This is a genomic window from Breoghania sp. (genome assembly GCF_963674635.1).
GTDB lineage: Bacteria > Pseudomonadota > Alphaproteobacteria > Rhizobiales > Stappiaceae > Breoghania.
This window is the reverse complement of record NZ_OY771475.1, coordinates 4,128,310-4,143,063: the sequence shown is the minus strand read 5'-3', so window position 1 is coordinate 4,143,063 and position 14,754 is coordinate 4,128,310. Positions and strand designations below refer to the sequence as shown.

The following is a 14,754-nucleotide window of genomic DNA, read 5'->3' as shown; positions in this document are numbered from 1 at the left end:
CCGCACGCCATGGAACACCACGGCCACAGCCCCGATCACGGGCCTCACGACACCGCCCCCTCCCATGCCACCACCCGCGGCTACATGACGGGGTTTGTCGCGTCGCTCATCCTGACGGCGATCCCGTTCTGGCTGGTGATGAGCGGGATGCTGGACAAACAGGCGACGATCTTCGTCATCATGGGCATGGCCGTCATCCAGATCTGCGTCCACATGGTCTTCTTCCTCCATATGGACGCAAAATCGGAAGGCGGCTGGAACCTGCTGGCGCTCGCCTTCACGATCATCATCGTGGCGATCACGCTCGCGGGCTCGCTGTGGGTGATGTACCACCTCAACACCAACATGATGCCGACGCACGACATGAGGCAGTTGCCGTGAGCATGGCCGGGGCTGCCGATCGGCGCGCGCGTGAGGCGACGGGGCCGCACCGGCGGTCCCGCGCAACGCTTGCGCTTGTGGGAAGCCTCATCGTTCTCGGCATGGTCGCAGGCGCCGCGCTCGGCGTCTGGCAGGTCAAGCGGCTTGGCTGGAAACTGGCCCTGATCGAACGGGTGGAGGCCCGCATCCATGCCCCCGCCGTGCCCGCACCAGGTCCGAAAGACTGGCCGGCAATCACCCGCGACACGGCCGAGTACCGCCACATCTCCGTGACAGGGTACTTCGACGATGCCCGTGAGACGCTGGTGCGCGCCACCACGGATCTGGGCTCCGGCTATTGGGTCGTCACACCCTTTGAAACGGAACGCGGCTTCACCGTTCTCGTCAACCGCGGCTTTGTCCCGCCGGACAGAAAAGCCCCAGCCTCACGCCCTGCCCCGGCAGGCAACGGCCTCACCACGCTTTCCGGCCTCCTGCGCATGAGCGAGCCGGGCGGCGCCTTCCTGCGCGAGAACGCACCCGATGACGAGCGCTGGTATTCCCGCGACGTGGGCGCGATCGCCAAGGCACGCGGCCTTGGACACATCGCGCCCTATTTTCTGGATGCCGACGCCGTCGCCTCGCCGCCCGGGACTTACCCCATCGGCGGCCTGACCATCGTGCGCTTTCACAACAACCATCTCGTCTATGCGATCACCTGGTTTTCGCTGGCGTTGATGTCGCTGGGCGCGGGCCTCTATATCCTGCGCGAGGAGCGCCGCGCCGCACGGCGCTGACGCGTTACAGCGGCAGGCGCTTTTCAACGATGCGCGCCATCACCGAAGCCCCGACCGGCAGCATGTCGTCATCGACGATAAAGCCGGAATTGTGCAGCGGCACACCGCCCTTGTGGCCGATCCGGCAATAGGCGCCGGGCACCACGGCGAGCATGTCAGAGAAATCCTCGCTGCCGGTGATCAGCTTGTCCGAAACCGTAACCCTGTCCTCGCCCAGAATATCGCGCGCCGCATCCACATAGGCGTGCGAAAGGGCCTCATCGTTCTTCAAGACCGAGAATAACGGCGTGACCTTCGCGTCGATCTCGACGTCGAAGCTGCGGGCGAGACCGGCGCAGATGTCTTCCACCCGCGCGTGCATCATGTCCCGCACCTCCTCGGAGAAACAGCGGATCGTGCCGGCAATCGTGGCCTTGTCCGGCACCACGTTGAAGGCGGAGCCCGCATGGATCTGGGTCACGGAAAGAACCGCCGGATCGGTCGGCCGCACGTTCCGGCTGACCACCGATTGCAGGGCCTGCACAAGCTGGGTCGCGACCATGACCGGGTCATGTGACTGGTGCGGATGGGCGGCGTGGCTGCCAACGCCATTGATGGTGATCTCGAAGATACTCGCCCCGGCCATTTCCACGCCCGGCTTGATCGCGAAGGTGTTTTCATCCGCCATCGGATCGTTGTGCATGCCGTAGATCTCGTCGCAGGGAAACTTCTCGAAAAGCCCGTCCGCGATCATGGCCTTGGCCCCGCCGCGCCCCTCTTCCGCAGGCTGGAAGATGAACACCACCCGACCGTCGAAATCCCGCGTTTCGGCCAGATAGCGCGCCGCGCCCAGCAACATGGTGGTATGGGCATCATGGCCGCACCCATGGAAGCGACCGGGATTTTGCGAGGCGTAGGGAAGGTTCGTCAGTTCATCCATCGCCAGCGCATCCATGTCGGCGCGCAGGCCGATGGAACGCGTGCCGCCGCCCTTGCCCTGCAAAACGCCCACGACCCCGGTCTTGCCGATGCCACGATGGACCTCGATGCCCCATGAGGTGAGCATTTCCGCGACAATTGACGAGGTGCGCTCTTCCTCGAAGCCGAGTTCAGGATGGGCATGGATATCGCGGCGCACCGCGGTCAGTTCATCGGCATAGGTCTCTATCAGCGGCAGAACGGGCATGTCTTTACTCCATGGAAGGTGAAGGTCGCGCCTCCTGCTCTTCGGCAGGTTGAAGCGCACGAAAATTGGCGAAGTCCCATCCCCGGCCCGGGGCGGCTTCGATCAGTTGACGCGTATAGGGGTTGCGGGGCCGCGCCAGAACATTGGCCGCCGTATCATGCTCCACGATGACCCCCTTTTGCATCACAATTACTTCGTCGCAGATTTGCGCGGCAACGCGAAGATCATGCGTGATGAAGACAATGGCGAGGCCGAGCTTCTTCTGAAGCTGATCCAGCAGATCGAGCACCTGCGCCTGAACGGAGACATCGAGCGCGGAGACCGCCTCGTCCGCCACCAGCACATCAGGCTCCATGGCGATGGCGCGGGCAATCGCGATGCGCTGGCGCTGGCCACCGGAAAACTGGTGAGGATAGCGATCCGCCGCATCCTCCGGCAGACCGACCAGAGCCAGCAGCTCGCCCGCCCGCGCCAGGGCTGCCCCCTTGTCCATGCCGCAATTGAGCAGCCCCTCCATGAGGCTCTGCCCGACGCTCCAGCGTGGATTGAGCGAGCGGAACGGATCCTGAAAGACGATCTGGATGTGTTTGCGATGTGGCCTCAGCCTGCGCCGCGAAAGCCGGGCGATCTCGGTTCCCGCAACCCGGACCGAGCCCTCGCTCGGATCGATCAGCCGCAGGATGCAGCGCGCGACTGTGGACTTGCCCGAGCCGCTTTCGCCGACAATGCCGAGCGTACGCCCGCGCGCGATGGAAAAACGCACATCGCGCGCCGCCTGTGTCGCCGCCTTTGCCGAAAACCAGCGTCCCCGACCATAGAGCTTTCCAAGACCGTCCACCTCCAGAACCGGCGGGCCTTCGGCTGCGGCGCGCGCAGGACGCGGCGCAAGGCTTGGCACGGCTTTCAGCAACGTGCGGGTATAGTCTTGCTCCGGGGCGCGCAGGAGTTGGCCCGCGGGCGCGCTTTCCACGATCGCGCCGTCGCGCATCACATGCACCGTGTCGGCGATCTCCGCCACCACGCCCATGTCGTGAGTGATGAACAGAACCGCGGTGTCGTGCTTTTCCTGCAGTTCCGCGATCAGGCTCAGGATCTGCTTCTGCGTCGTCACGTCGAGCGCGGTTGTCGGCTCGTCGGCAATGAGGAGCCGCGGCTTCAGGATCAGCGCCATGGCGATCATGATGCGCTGGCGCTGGCCACCGGAAAGCTGGTGCGGATAGGAGGCATATATGCGCTCCACCTCCGGCAGATGCACCTGATGGAGAATGTCGTGAACCCGCCGCGTCTTCTCCCGCTTCGGCAAACGCATATGCGCGTCGAGCACTTCCTCGATCTGCGCGCCCACGCGCATGACCGGATTGAGCGCGGTTCTGGGTTCCTGAAAGACCATCGAGACCAGACTGGCCCGCACATCGCGCATGGCCTGCGGCCCGAGCCCCAGCAGGTTCCGCCCCTGAAGCAGGATCCGCCCGTCGCTCGCTTCAAGGGTCTCCTTCGGCAACAACCCCATGGTGGCGAGCGCGGTGACCGACTTTCCCGATCCGCTTTCGCCCACCAGACAAGCCGTCTCGCCCGCCCGGATCGTCATCGAAACCCTGTCGAGGATGGGGCGCGCACTCGCATCGCCCGCAAGCCGTACGCTCAGATCCGCGATTTCCAGAACCACCGGCCGGTCGTGGAGAGTGCGGGACTTGAACACCATCGTCACGCCTCCCGCTGTCTGAGCCGCGGATCGATCAGATCGCGCGCGGTGTCGCCAAGAAGATTGATCGCGAGAATACAGACCGACAGCATCAGCCCCGGCCAGAAGATCAGCATCGGCTTGATCTGAAAATAGAGCCGCCCCTCCGCCATGATGTTGCCCCAGGTCGGGATTTCGCTCGAAACGCCCGCCCCCAGAAAGGACAGGATCGCCTCCACAAGGATGGCGGAGGCACAGATATAGGTGCCCTGCACGATGAGCGGGGCCAGCGTGTTGGGCAGCAGGTGCTGGATCAGGATCTTCGGCATGGAGGATCCAAGCGCGATCGCCGCTTCCACATAGGGCTCCTCGCGCGCCGAAAGCACCACGGATCTGACCAGCCTGACCACGCGCGGTATCTCGGAAATCGTGATCGCGGCAATCACCGACCACAGGCTCGGCCCGTTCAGCGCGACGAAGGCGATGGCCAGCAGGATGGAGGGGATCGCCATGAGGCTGTCCATGATCCGCATGATGATCGCGTCGGCCAAACGGAAGAAGCCAGAGACAAGCCCGATGGCGAGCCCCAGCATCACGCTGACCAAGGCTGCCCCGACGCCGATGAAAAGCGACACCCGCCCCCCCATCATGACGCGGGAAAAGAGGTCGCGACCGAAATTGTCCGTGCCCAGAAGGTGCGCCGGGCTTGGCCCCTTGAGCCGGTGCAGCGCGTCTATGGCAAGCGGATCATGCGGAATATAGAGCGGCGCGCTCACCGAGGCCGCGATGATCAGCACCAGCACGCCCGCCGCGATCAGCGGCGCGGCGCCAAGGCGCGAAGCCCTCGGCAGCGACAGGGCGCCGAGCACGATCTGCATGCCGGAAGCGGGCTTGGGGGCGGCGCCCATCAGTATCGGATTCTCGGATCAACAAGGCTGTAGGAGAGGTCGATCAGCAGATTGACCAGCACATAGAGCGCGCTCATCAGCAGGATGATGCCCTGAATGACCGGATAGTCGCGCGCCAGAACCGCATCGACGGTGAGACGCCCGAGGCCGGGAATGTTGAAGACGGTTTCCGTCACCACCACACCGCCGATGAGCAGCGCGAAGCCGGAGCCGATGACGGTGAGGATCGGCACCGCCGCGTTTCTCAGGCCATGGCGGAAGAGGACATGCCTCTCGCTCACCCCCTTGGCGCGCGCGGTGCGGATATAATCCTCGCCCAGAACCTCCAGCAGGCTCGCCCGCGTCATCCGGGCGATCAGCGCCACATAGATGGCGGCCAGCGTCAGGCAGGGCAGGATCGCGTGGGCGAGAAACTTGCCGAAATCCGTGCCCGGCGCGGTGTAGCCCTGCACCGGCAACCAGCGCAATTGGATGGAAAAGGTCTGGATCAGCACATAGCCGATGACGAAAACCGGCACGGAAAAGCCCAGCACCGAAAGGCTCATCACCGTGTGATCCACCCAGGAACGATGCCGCCACGCCGCCACCACGCCCATCGGCACCGCGATCACGACGGAGAGAACGATCGTCAGGAGGGCGATGTTGAGGGTTGGCCAGATACGTTGGCCGATCATCTGCGTCACGGGGGTGTTGGAAATGAGCGAGATGCCCAGATCCCCCTGCAACAACTGCCCCACCCATGTGGCGAATTGCTCAGGAAGCGGCTCGTTGAGCCCCAGCGAGGCGCGGATCCGTCCAAGCTGGGCGGGGGTCGCCGCATCGCCCGCGAGAATCGCCGCCGGATCGCCCGGCGTCAGCCGGAGCAACAGGAAGACGAACACCCCCACGATCGCCATGACCGGGATCACTGCAAGCACACGTCTCACGAAATAGCCAATCATCGACCTGAGGGTCCTCGGCAAGGCGCCAGCGCATGAGGGAACGGAAGAAGACTGCGCACTTCTGATCCTCTAACCAGAAAAGACCGCAGCGATAAAGGCCGGAACCGCGGGACGAGCCGGGCGATCCCCATGAGCCCCGCCCCCCCTCTGGCCAGAAGCACCCTCTTACTCCAGCTTGTCCATGCCCCAGAACACCGGCACCGGCGCGGGGATCATGTTGACGAGCTTGCTGCTGCGCCCCTGCGGCGAGAGCAACTGGCCAAGCGGGATGTAATTGACCACGTCCATCGCATGCGCCTGGATCTTGTGCGCGATCGCCTTCTGCTCTTCCGCGGTTTTCGCCGCGATATAGTCCTTGCGCAGAGCCTCCAGCGTCTCATCCGTGGGCCAGCCGAACCACGCATCCTCGCCACGCCCGTTCAGCATGGGATTGATCAGGGGCGTGCCGATCTCCGGCACCGACCAGTTGGTGAAAAACAGGTTCCAGCCCCCTTCCGAGGGCTTCGCCCGGCTGGCGCGGCGCGCCACCAGCGTCTGCCAGTCCATTGCCTGCATGTCGACGGTGAACCCCGCCTCGCGCAGAGCCTGCGCCGCCACGATGGGCTGCGCGGCGATCATCGGGATATTCGTCGGCTGCATCAGCACGACCGGTGTGCCGTCATACCCGCTTTCCGCCAGCAGCTTCTTCGCACCCTCGATATCGCCGCCGGTGATCAGTGTCTTTGCCCCGGCCTCGTCTTCCAGCGGCATGCCGCAGCCGAAGATCGCGCCGCAGATGCGGTAATAGGCCGGATCGCCGATCAGCGTACCCATGATATCCTGCTGGCTCAGCGCCATCATCGCCGCCTTGCGGATCTTCACGTCATTGAAGGGCGGGTAGAGAAAGTTCATCCGGCCAATGGCCTGAAAGCCCAGGGTGTCGCGCACCTCCACGGCGACCGCGTCATGGCCTTGGACGAGCGGCAGAAGGTCCACGGGGATCTGTTCCACATAATCCACCTCGCCCGCCAGCAGCGCGTTGATGGAGGTCAGGGCGTCGGGCATGGTCACCCAGGTCACCTTGTCGACGTGAACGACCTTGCCGCCCGCCATCCAGCTTGCAGGCTCCGGACGCGGCACATAGCCATCGAATTTCTCGTAACTGACCCGGACGCCCGGCTGGTATTCGCTTTCAACGAACCGGAACGGGCCGGAACCGATGAAGTCGGTAATCGCCTGGTCCGCCGGGGTCGCGGCCACGCGCGCGGGCATGATGAAGGGCGGGATCGCCGATTGTTTGGCCAGCGTGTCGATCAGTGGCGCGTAAGGTTCTTTCAGCGTCCACACGATCGTCCTGTCGTCGCGCGCCTCAAGGCTCACGGTGACATCGAAAATCAGCTGCCCGCCGGAATCGCGCTGTCCCCAGCGCTCCAGCGAGGCGACCGCGTCGCCGGCCGTAACCGGGGCCCCGTCATGGAACATGAGGCCGTCGCGCAGGGTGAAGGTATAGACGAGCCCGTCGGGCGAAATGGTCCAGTCCGCCATCTGCGGGCGGGCGGTGAAGGTGTCGTCCTGCGCCACCAGCACGTCATAGATCATGTAGGCATGATCGCGCACGATATGCGCGGTGGTGATGATCGGATCCAGTGTGCGAAGGCCGGAATTCATCACCGCGGTGACGACTTTTTCCTCCGCGCGGGCAGCCTGAGTGCAAACCGCGCCCAGCATGGTCGCTGCGAGCACCCCGGCCGCGACCTTGCGCGCCATTCGCCGCAGTGAAGGCCTCCCGACCGGACCCGCCTTTGTCTGACACATGTCCATTATACCCACCATTCATGTCTGCATCCGAAAGGAGACGGCTTGCGCCGTTCTTGCGAGAATTACCAGCCCCTTGCCACTTACGGCAACCAAAGTGCCGGTATTTGGCCGATCCCGAGCCGGTCAAGACAGGTCACGAAACCCTGCCGACCGCAAGGGCCTGGCCAATCGAATCGAACTGCCGCAACAAAACGGAGCCGACAGAACATATTCGGCGTGTACCGCCCATCGCAGCCGGCGAGACGATCGTGCACAGGGTCGGCACCAAAGGCCCGCAAGACAGCCGCCCGTCTCACCGGCTATGTTCGCACCTTCTTGAAGCCTTACGGGCACCCCGTCCCCGTGCTGAGACCCGCCAGGAGGGAGCATTTGGCCCCATGATCGACAAGCTTGAGATGTTCATCGCCCTGGCGAAACAAAAGCACTTTGGCCATGCGGCGGAGGAATGCCGCGTCACCCAACCGACCCTGTCCGCCGCTATCAAGCAACTGGAAGACCAACTCGGCGTCAAGCTCGTCCAGCGCGGATCGCGTTTTCAGGGTCTGACGCCGGAAGGCATGCGGGTGCTGGAATGGGCCCGCCGCATCGTCGCCGACAGCCGTGCCATGCAGGAGGAGATGCAGGCCGCCCGCTTCGGGCTCACCGGCTCGGTACGCATCGCCGTGGTTCCGACCGCGCTTTCCATGGTCAGGGACCTGACCGCCCCATTCTGCACGCGCCACCCGGATGTCCGCGTCACCGTTCTGGCGCGCTCTTCGGTGGAGATCCTGTCGCTTGTCGTCAATCTGGAGGTCGATGCCGGGATCACCTATCTCGACAACGAGCCGCTGGGCCGGATGACCTCCGTCCCCCTCTACAAGGAGCACTATTCCTTCGTCAGCACGAAAGGCGGCCCGTTCGCCGACCGCGAAAGCATTACATGGTCAGAGGCCTCCCGTGCTCCTTTGTGCCTCTTGACCGAAAGCATGCAGAACCGGCGGATCATCGAGAAACACCTCAGTGACGCTGGGGTAGAAGCCGCTCCGACACTTGAATCGGACAGCATCATTGCCCTTTTTACCCACATCCAGACGGGCAAATGGTCGAGCATCATGCCATCCAGACTGGCGGAGACCTTCTCCCATATGCCCAACCTGCGCGCCCTGCCGATCAGCGATCCAAATTCCTCTCATATAATTGGAATTGTTGCCAATTTCCGCGAACCGCACACCCCTGCGATCTCGGCATTGCTGCAACAGGCGCGGGCGATCTCGGCCGTGTGAGGCGGCGCTTGATAGATATGTGCAATCGCTCAACGGCACAGCTTTATTGAACGAGGGTGCAGCGCACCGGCATAGTCAGCGAAATATTACATAATTGACGACCACCGGAGACGCCCCATGCTGCATCAGCCCCCGACGGATCGGGTCACTGAACGTGTGACCCAAATCGTTGCTGAGCACGCAGATCGAGAGGGTCCGCTGCTGCCGATCCTGCATGATGTGCAGGAAGAACTCGGCCATGTTCCGGAAGAAGCCGTCGCCGCGATCGCCGCCGCCTTGAACCTCTCGCGCGCCGAGGTGCACGGAGTGGTGAGCTTCTATCATGATTTCCGTGCCCGCCCGGCGGGCCGCCACGTCATCAAGATCTGCCGCGCGGAGGCCTGCCAGTCCATGGGAGGAGACGCCCTGTCGGAACGCGCCCACGCCCTGCTCGGCATCGGCTGGAACGAGACGTCCGCCGACGGCTCGGTGACGCTCGAAGCCGTCTACTGCCTCGGCCTGTGCGCCTGCGCGCCTGCCGCAACCGTTGACGGCAAGCTTGTCGCCAGGCTCGACGAGAAACGGCTCGACGCCATCGTCGAGGAGGTGCGCGCATGACAACCCGGATCTTTGTCCCCCTTGATTCCGCCGCCATTGCGCTGGGCGCCGACGATGTCGCCGCAGCCATCGCCCTTGAGGCCCAAAAGCGCGGCCTCGATATCGAGATTGTGCGCAACGGCTCGCGCGGCCTGTTCTGGCTGGAACCGATGGTGGAGACGGAAGCCGATGGCGTGCGCATCGCCTACGGCCCGGTGCAGCCCGACGATGTAGCAGGCCTCTTCGATGCGGGCTTTGAGACCGGCGGCGACCATCCGCTCAGCCAGGGTCCCACCGAAGAAATCCCCTATCTTGCGCGACAGACCCGCCTCACCTTTGCCCGCTGCGGGATTATCGACCCCCATTCACTGCGCGACTACGAGGTCCATGGCGGGCTGAGGGGCCTTCGCAAGGCCGTCAAGATGAAGCCGGAAGAGATCGTGGAGACGGTCACCCGCTCGGGCCTGCGCGGGCGCGGCGGCGCCGGGTTCCCGACCGGCATCAAGTGGAACACGGTGCTTCAGGCGCCCGCGGATCAGAAATACATCGCCTGCAACGCCGATGAAGGCGACAGCGGCACCTTCGCCGATCGCATGATCATGGAGGGCGACCCCTTCATTCTCATCGAGGGCATGGCGATTGCTGGCCTCGCCATCGGCGCAACCAAGGGCTTTCTCTACACCCGCTCGGAATACCCTGATGCCATCCGCATCATGAACGAGGCGGTGGAGATCGCGCGCAAGGCGGGCATGCTGGGCCCGGATGTGCTGGGGTCCGGGCGCGCTTTCGACATGGAAATCCGCATGGGTGCGGGCGCCTATGTCTGCGGTGAAGAAACCTCCATGCTCAACTCGCTGGAAGGCAAGCGCGGCATCGTGCGCGCCAAGCCGCCGCTTCCCGCAATCGAGGGCTTCCTCGGCAAGCCCACCGCCGTCAACAACGTGATGACGCTGGCCAGCGTGCCCATCATCCTGGATGAGGGCGCGGAGTTCTACCGCGATTTCGGCGTCGGCAAATCCCACGGCACCATCGCCGTCCAGATCACGGGCAATGTGCGCCATGGCGGGCTGTTCGAGACCGCGTTCGGCCTGCCGCTGCGCGAGCTGGTCGAGGATATCGGCGGCGGCACGGCAACGGGTCGCCCGGTCCGCGCAGTGCAGGTTGGCGGGCCGCTGGGCGCCTATTTCCCGACCTCCAAGTTCGACACGATTTTCGATTATGAATCCTTCACCGAGGCCGACGGCCTGATCGGGCATGCGGGCATCGTCGTCTTTGACGATACGGTCGACATGCTGAAACAGGCACGTTTCGCATTTGAATTCTGCGCCATCGAATCCTGCGGCAAGTGCACGCCCTGCCGCATCGGCCCCATTCGCGGCATGGAGGTTCTGGACCGCGTGGCCGCCGGGGAGGATGTCGAGGGCAATATCGAGCTGGCGCTGGAGCTTTGCCAGACGCTCAGGCTGGGCTCCCTCTGCGCTCTGGGAGGCTTCACGTCCTTCCCCGTGAAGAGCGCGATCAACGATTTCCCGGAGGACTTCCGTCCCCGTTCGATTCAGGAGGCGGCGGAATGAGCAAGACCATGGACCTCATCAAGGAAAAGAACTTCGGCACGCCCGAGGTCAAGTCCGACAAGACCGTCTCACTGACCGTCGACGGGTTCGAGATCACCGTTCCCGAGGGCACCTCCGTGATGCGCGCCGCCTCCGAGGCCGGCATCGAGATCCCGCGCCTTTGCGCCACCGACATGGTGCAGTCCTTCGGCTCCTGCCGCCTGTGCCTTGTCGAGATCGACGGGCGTCGCGGCACACCATCCTCCTGCACCACGCCCGTTTCCCCCGGCATGGTGGTTCATACCCAGACCGACAGGCTGAAGAAACTGCGCCGCTCGGTGATGGAGCTCTATATCTCCGATCATCCGCTCGACTGCCTGACCTGCGCCGCCAATGGCGATTGCGAATTGCAGGACATGGCGGGCGCGGTGGGGCTGCGCGACGTACGCTTCGGACAGAAAGGCGCAAACCATGTCTTTGCGCGCGAAAGCGACGGCAGCGACAATTTCCGCTGGATGCCGAAGGACGAGAGCAACCCCTATTTCACCTACGACCCGTCCAAGTGCATCGTGTGTTCGCGCTGCGTGCGGGCCTGCGAGGAGGTTCAGGGCACTTTCGCGCTGACCATTGAGGGCCGCGGCTTTGACTCCCGCGTTTCCCCCGGCATGCACGAGAGCTTCCTCGGCTCCGAATGCGTCTCCTGCGGCGCCTGCGTTCAGGCTTGCCCCACCGGGACCCTGCAGGAAAAATCGATCATCGAGATCGGCCAGCCGGAACACTCCGTCGTCACCACCTGCGCCTATTGCGGGGTGGGCTGCTCCTTCAAGGCGGAGATGCGTGGCGAGGAACTGGTGCGCATGGTTCCCTACAAGGCCGGCGAGGCCAATCGCGGACATTCCTGCGTGAAGGGCCGCTTCGCCTATGGCTACGCCAACCATGGCGACCGCATCCTCAACCCAATGATCCGCGAAAAGACTTCCGATCCCTGGCGCGAGGTCTCGTGGGAAGAAGCCCTCACCCACATGGCGAACGAGTTCCGCCGCCTGCAATACCAATATGGCCGCGAGAGCATCGGCGTGATCACCTCCTCGCGCTGTACCAACGAGGAGACCTACCTCGTGCAGAAGCTGGCGCGCGCGGTCTTCGGCAACAACAACACCGACACCTGCGCCCGTGTCTGCCATTCGCCCACCGGCTACGGCCTCGGCCAGACCTTCGGCACGTCGGCGGGCACACAGAATTTCGACAGCGTGGAACACTCCGACGTGGTGCTGGTGATCGGCGCCAACCCCACCGATGGTCACCCGGTCTTCGGCGCCCGGCTGAAAAAGCGGCTGCGCGCGGGCGCGAAGCTCATCGTCATCGATCCGCGCCGCATCGACCTGGTCAGAAGCCCTCATATCGAGGCGGCCCATCACCTGGCGTTGCGCCCGGGCACCAACGTGGCCGTGCTCACCTCGCTTGCCCATGTCATCGTCACCGAGAAGCTCTACGACGAGGCCTTTATCCGCGCGCGCTGCGACTGGGACGAGTTCCAGGACTGGGCGGATTTCGTCGCCGACCCGGCCCACAGCCCCGAAGAGGTGGCGAAGCTCTCCGGCGTTCCGGCTGAAGAAATCCGGGCCGCCGCACGGCTCTTTGCCACCGGCGGCAATGGCGCGATCTATTACGGCCTCGGCGTGACCGAGCACAGCCAGGGCTCCACCGCCGTGATGGCGATTGCGAACCTCGCCATGGCGACCGGCAATATCGGGCGGCCCGGTGTGGGCGTGAACCCGTTGCGCGGCCAGAACAACGTGCAGGGCTCCTGCGACATGGGCTCCTTCCCGCATGAATTGCCGGGCTATCGCCATGTCTCCATCGACGCCGTGCGCGAAACCTTCGAGGACGTATGGGGCGTCACTCTCGACAAGGAACCGGGGCTTCGCATCAACAACATGCTGGATGCGGCGGTCGATGGCTCCTTCAAGGGCATCTACATTCAGGGCGAGGACATTCTCCAGTCCGATCCCGATACCCACCATGTCGCGGCGGGGCTGGCGGCGATGGAATGCGTCGTCGTCCACGATCTCTTCTTGAACGAGACCGCAAACCACGCCCATGTCTTCCTGCCCGGCTCCACCTTCCTGGAAAAGAACGGCACCTTCACCAATGCGGAACGCCGCATCAATCGGGTGCGCAAGGTGATGAGCCCGAAGGCGGGCTATGCCGACTGGGAGGTGACCCAACTCGTCGCCAACGCCATGGGCGCGAACTGGTCCTACAGCCACCCCAGCGAGATCATGGCCGAGATCGCCGCGACCACGCCTGGCTTTGCCAATGTGACCTACGAGATGCTGGATGAACGCGGCTCGGTGCAATGGCCCTGCAACGACGCGGCCCCGGAAGGCACACCGGTCATGCATGTGGACGGGTTCGTGCGCGGCAAGGGCAAGTTCATCCGCACCGAATATGTGGCAACCGACGAGCGCACGGGCCCGCGCTTCCCGCTGCTTCTCACCACCGGACGCATTCTCTCCCAGTACAATGTCGGCGCGCAGACCCGACGCACGGAGAACGGGGTCTGGCACGACGAGGACCGGTTGGAGATCAATCCGATCGACGCGGAAATGCGCGGCGTGAAGGATGGCGACTGGGTGCGCATCGCGAGCCGCTCCGGCGAGACGAGCCTGCGCGCGCTCATCACCGACCGGGTCGCCGCGGGCGTGGTCTACACCACCTTCCATCACCCGGCCACACAGGCGAACGTGGTGACCACCGACTATTCCGACTGGGCCACCAACTGCCCGGAATACAAGGTCACAGCGGTGCAGATCTCGCTTTCCAACGGCCCGAGCGACTGGCAGGTGGAATATGAGGAGCAGGCCCGCAAGGCCCGCCGCATCACCCACACGCTGGATGCCGCCGAATAGGTGTGCTGACATGAACAGGCGTCGGGGCACCGTTCCGCCGCCTTTCATTTCCCGGAAATCGCGCCCCCGCCCAGCCAGGGCCGGGCATGCGGGTCCGGGATCATGACAAGACGCCCCATCGAGGGAGAAAGACCGGTATGTCGGCAACAAAGCTCGTCTATCAGGCCAACCAGATCGCCACCTTCTTCGAAACCCAGCCGAGCGAAGACCAGGCCGCGGGCGTCGCGGCCCATATCAACAAGTTCTGGGATCCGCGCATGCGCCGGCAGCTTGCCGAGATCCTCGCAGCCGACGACAGCACCCTCAATCCGCTCGTGATCCGCGCTGCCGCACAAATCCATTTCCCCCACGCCGCAAGCTGAGCCGCACCGCCCCTCCCCCCGCTTCTCCTGCTGCCCGATCGCGCGCTGCGGTCTGACGGCTGCGTCTTGCCGTCGGAAAGCCCCGAGCCCCCATGCCATCTGCATGGTCAGGGGCCATCTGCGCACCGTTGCCTTTTTTTTGACTTTTTTGGGAACCGGATGCCCGCTGAGGGCGTTTGGGCAATGAAGGCGAAAAGGATCCGGCAAATCACATCCGGTTTTCCCGACGCCTGAGCGCGCCCCTGTCAAAGGGGTGTGAGACAAGGCTGGGGCAAGAGAAAGAAATGCTGAAATATCGAATGCCACAGATCCTGACGGCTCTGTTGGCGTTCATGTGCGCATGTGCAGGCCAGGATTGTCAGCCGCGGGCCGCCGACACAGTATCCTTGCGGCAACACCGATCCTGTACTCGCCGGAGATACCGGGAAATGTTGCTTTGT

Annotated in this window: 12 protein-coding genes; 7 read left to right on the top strand and 5 right to left on the bottom strand. The window is 64.1% G+C overall.

The annotated features are described in order from the left end of the window. Positions 1-9: 9 nt before the first annotated feature. Positions 10-381 (top strand): cytochrome o ubiquinol oxidase subunit IV, encoded by a 372-nt coding sequence (gene cyoD / locus ABGM93_RS17930; RefSeq protein ID WP_319775714.1) that lies wholly within the window; start codon positions 10-12, stop codon positions 379-381. Positions 382-383: 2 nt separating this feature from the next. Then, positions 384-1,157: an SURF1 family protein gene (locus tag ABGM93_RS17925; RefSeq protein WP_321505996.1), complete on the top strand. Its 774-nt coding sequence runs from the start codon at positions 384-386 to the stop codon at positions 1,155-1,157. 4 nt (positions 1,158-1,161) lie between these two features. Here ABGM93_RS17925 and ABGM93_RS17920 read toward each other — a convergent pair whose 3' ends face one another. The 5 genes from ABGM93_RS17920 to ABGM93_RS17900 form a co-directional block, all read right to left on the bottom strand. After that, the gene (locus tag ABGM93_RS17920) at positions 1,162-2,322 is read right to left on the bottom strand and encodes a M20 aminoacylase family protein (protein ID WP_321501786.1); all 1,161 of its coding nucleotides are present in this window, start codon (positions 2,320-2,322) and stop codon (positions 1,162-1,164) included. Positions 2,323-2,326: 4 nt separating this feature from the next. Beyond that, positions 2,327-4,024 carry an ABC transporter ATP-binding protein gene (locus ABGM93_RS17915; RefSeq protein ID WP_321501784.1) on the bottom strand — a complete coding sequence of 566 codons (1,698 nt, stop codon included), beginning with the start codon at positions 4,022-4,024 and terminating at the stop codon, positions 2,327-2,329. Positions 4,025-4,026: 2 nt separating this feature from the next. After that, on the bottom strand, positions 4,027-4,881 hold the full coding sequence (locus ABGM93_RS17910; RefSeq protein WP_321505995.1) for an ABC transporter permease: 855 nt from the start codon (positions 4,879-4,881) through the stop codon (positions 4,027-4,029). Between the two features lie 29 nt (positions 4,882-4,910). Continuing rightward, complete coding sequence (locus tag ABGM93_RS17905; RefSeq protein WP_321501781.1) at positions 4,911-5,852, bottom strand: ABC transporter permease; 942 nt, start codon at positions 5,850-5,852, stop codon at positions 4,911-4,913. A gap of 165 nt (positions 5,853-6,017) precedes the next feature. Continuing rightward, entirely contained in the window at positions 6,018-7,598 is a 1,581-nt protein-coding gene (locus ABGM93_RS17900; protein WP_321501779.1) for an ABC transporter substrate-binding protein, read from the bottom strand. 428 nt (positions 7,599-8,026) lie between these two features. On the opposite strand from ABGM93_RS17900, the gene ABGM93_RS17895 reads away from it, so the two are divergent. The 5 genes from ABGM93_RS17895 to ABGM93_RS17875 all read left to right on the top strand — a co-directional run bounded on the left by ABGM93_RS17895 (position 8,027) and on the right by ABGM93_RS17875 (position 14,314). After that, positions 8,027-8,911: a LysR family transcriptional regulator gene (locus tag ABGM93_RS17895; RefSeq protein ID WP_321501777.1), complete on the top strand. Its 885-nt coding sequence runs from the start codon at positions 8,027-8,029 to the stop codon at positions 8,909-8,911. A 117-nt stretch (positions 8,912-9,028) separates the two neighbouring features. Next, complete coding sequence (locus ABGM93_RS17890) at positions 9,029-9,508, top strand: formate dehydrogenase subunit gamma (protein WP_321501776.1); 480 nt, start codon at positions 9,029-9,031, stop codon at positions 9,506-9,508. Further along, positions 9,505-11,061: an NADH-quinone oxidoreductase subunit NuoF gene (locus tag ABGM93_RS17885; protein ID WP_321501774.1), complete on the top strand. Its 1,557-nt coding sequence runs from the start codon at positions 9,505-9,507 to the stop codon at positions 11,059-11,061. Before ABGM93_RS17890 ends, ABGM93_RS17885 begins: the two co-directional genes overlap by 4 nt. An 8-nt stretch (positions 11,062-11,069) precedes the next feature. Beyond that, a complete protein-coding gene (fdhF, locus tag ABGM93_RS17880; RefSeq protein WP_321505994.1) occupies positions 11,070-13,952 on the top strand; it encodes a formate dehydrogenase subunit alpha in 2,883 nt (960 codons plus the stop codon). Between the two features lie 137 nt (positions 13,953-14,089). Continuing rightward, positions 14,090-14,314 (top strand): formate dehydrogenase subunit delta, encoded by a 225-nt coding sequence (locus ABGM93_RS17875; protein ID WP_321501773.1) that lies wholly within the window; start codon positions 14,090-14,092, stop codon positions 14,312-14,314. Positions 14,315-14,754 lie beyond the last annotated feature (440 nt).

Excerpts from the sequence above, each read along its gene's own strand:
- ABGM93_RS17905 (WP_321501781.1), bottom strand. The coding sequence starts at position 5,852 with ATGATTGGCTATTTCGTGAGACGTGTGCTTGCAGTGATCCCGGTCATG.
- ABGM93_RS17915 (WP_321501784.1), bottom strand. The coding sequence starts at position 4,024 with ATGGTGTTCAAGTCCCGCACTCTCCACGACCGGCCGGTGGTTCTGGAA.
- ABGM93_RS17900 (WP_321501779.1), bottom strand. The coding sequence starts at position 7,598 with ATGGCGCGCAAGGTCGCGGCCGGGGTGCTCGCAGCGACCATGCTGGGC.
- cyoD (WP_319775714.1), top strand. The coding sequence starts at position 10 with ATGGAACACCACGGCCACAGCCCCGATCACGGGCCTCACGACACCGCC.
- ABGM93_RS17875 (WP_321501773.1), top strand. The coding sequence starts at position 14,090 with ATGTCGGCAACAAAGCTCGTCTATCAGGCCAACCAGATCGCCACCTTC.
- fdhF (WP_321505994.1), top strand. The coding sequence starts at position 11,070 with ATGGACCTCATCAAGGAAAAGAACTTCGGCACGCCCGAGGTCAAGTCC.
- ABGM93_RS17920 (WP_321501786.1), bottom strand. The coding sequence starts at position 2,322 with ATGCCCGTTCTGCCGCTGATAGAGACCTATGCCGATGAACTGACCGCG.
- ABGM93_RS17890 (WP_321501776.1), top strand. The coding sequence starts at position 9,029 with ATGCTGCATCAGCCCCCGACGGATCGGGTCACTGAACGTGTGACCCAA.
- ABGM93_RS17925 (WP_321505996.1), top strand. The coding sequence starts at position 384 with ATGGCCGGGGCTGCCGATCGGCGCGCGCGTGAGGCGACGGGGCCGCAC.
- ABGM93_RS17885 (WP_321501774.1), top strand. The coding sequence starts at position 9,505 with ATGACAACCCGGATCTTTGTCCCCCTTGATTCCGCCGCCATTGCGCTG.
- ABGM93_RS17895 (WP_321501777.1), top strand. The coding sequence starts at position 8,027 with ATGATCGACAAGCTTGAGATGTTCATCGCCCTGGCGAAACAAAAGCAC.
- ABGM93_RS17910 (WP_321505995.1), bottom strand. The coding sequence starts at position 4,881 with ATGCAGATCGTGCTCGGCGCCCTGTCGCTGCCGAGGGCTTCGCGCCTT.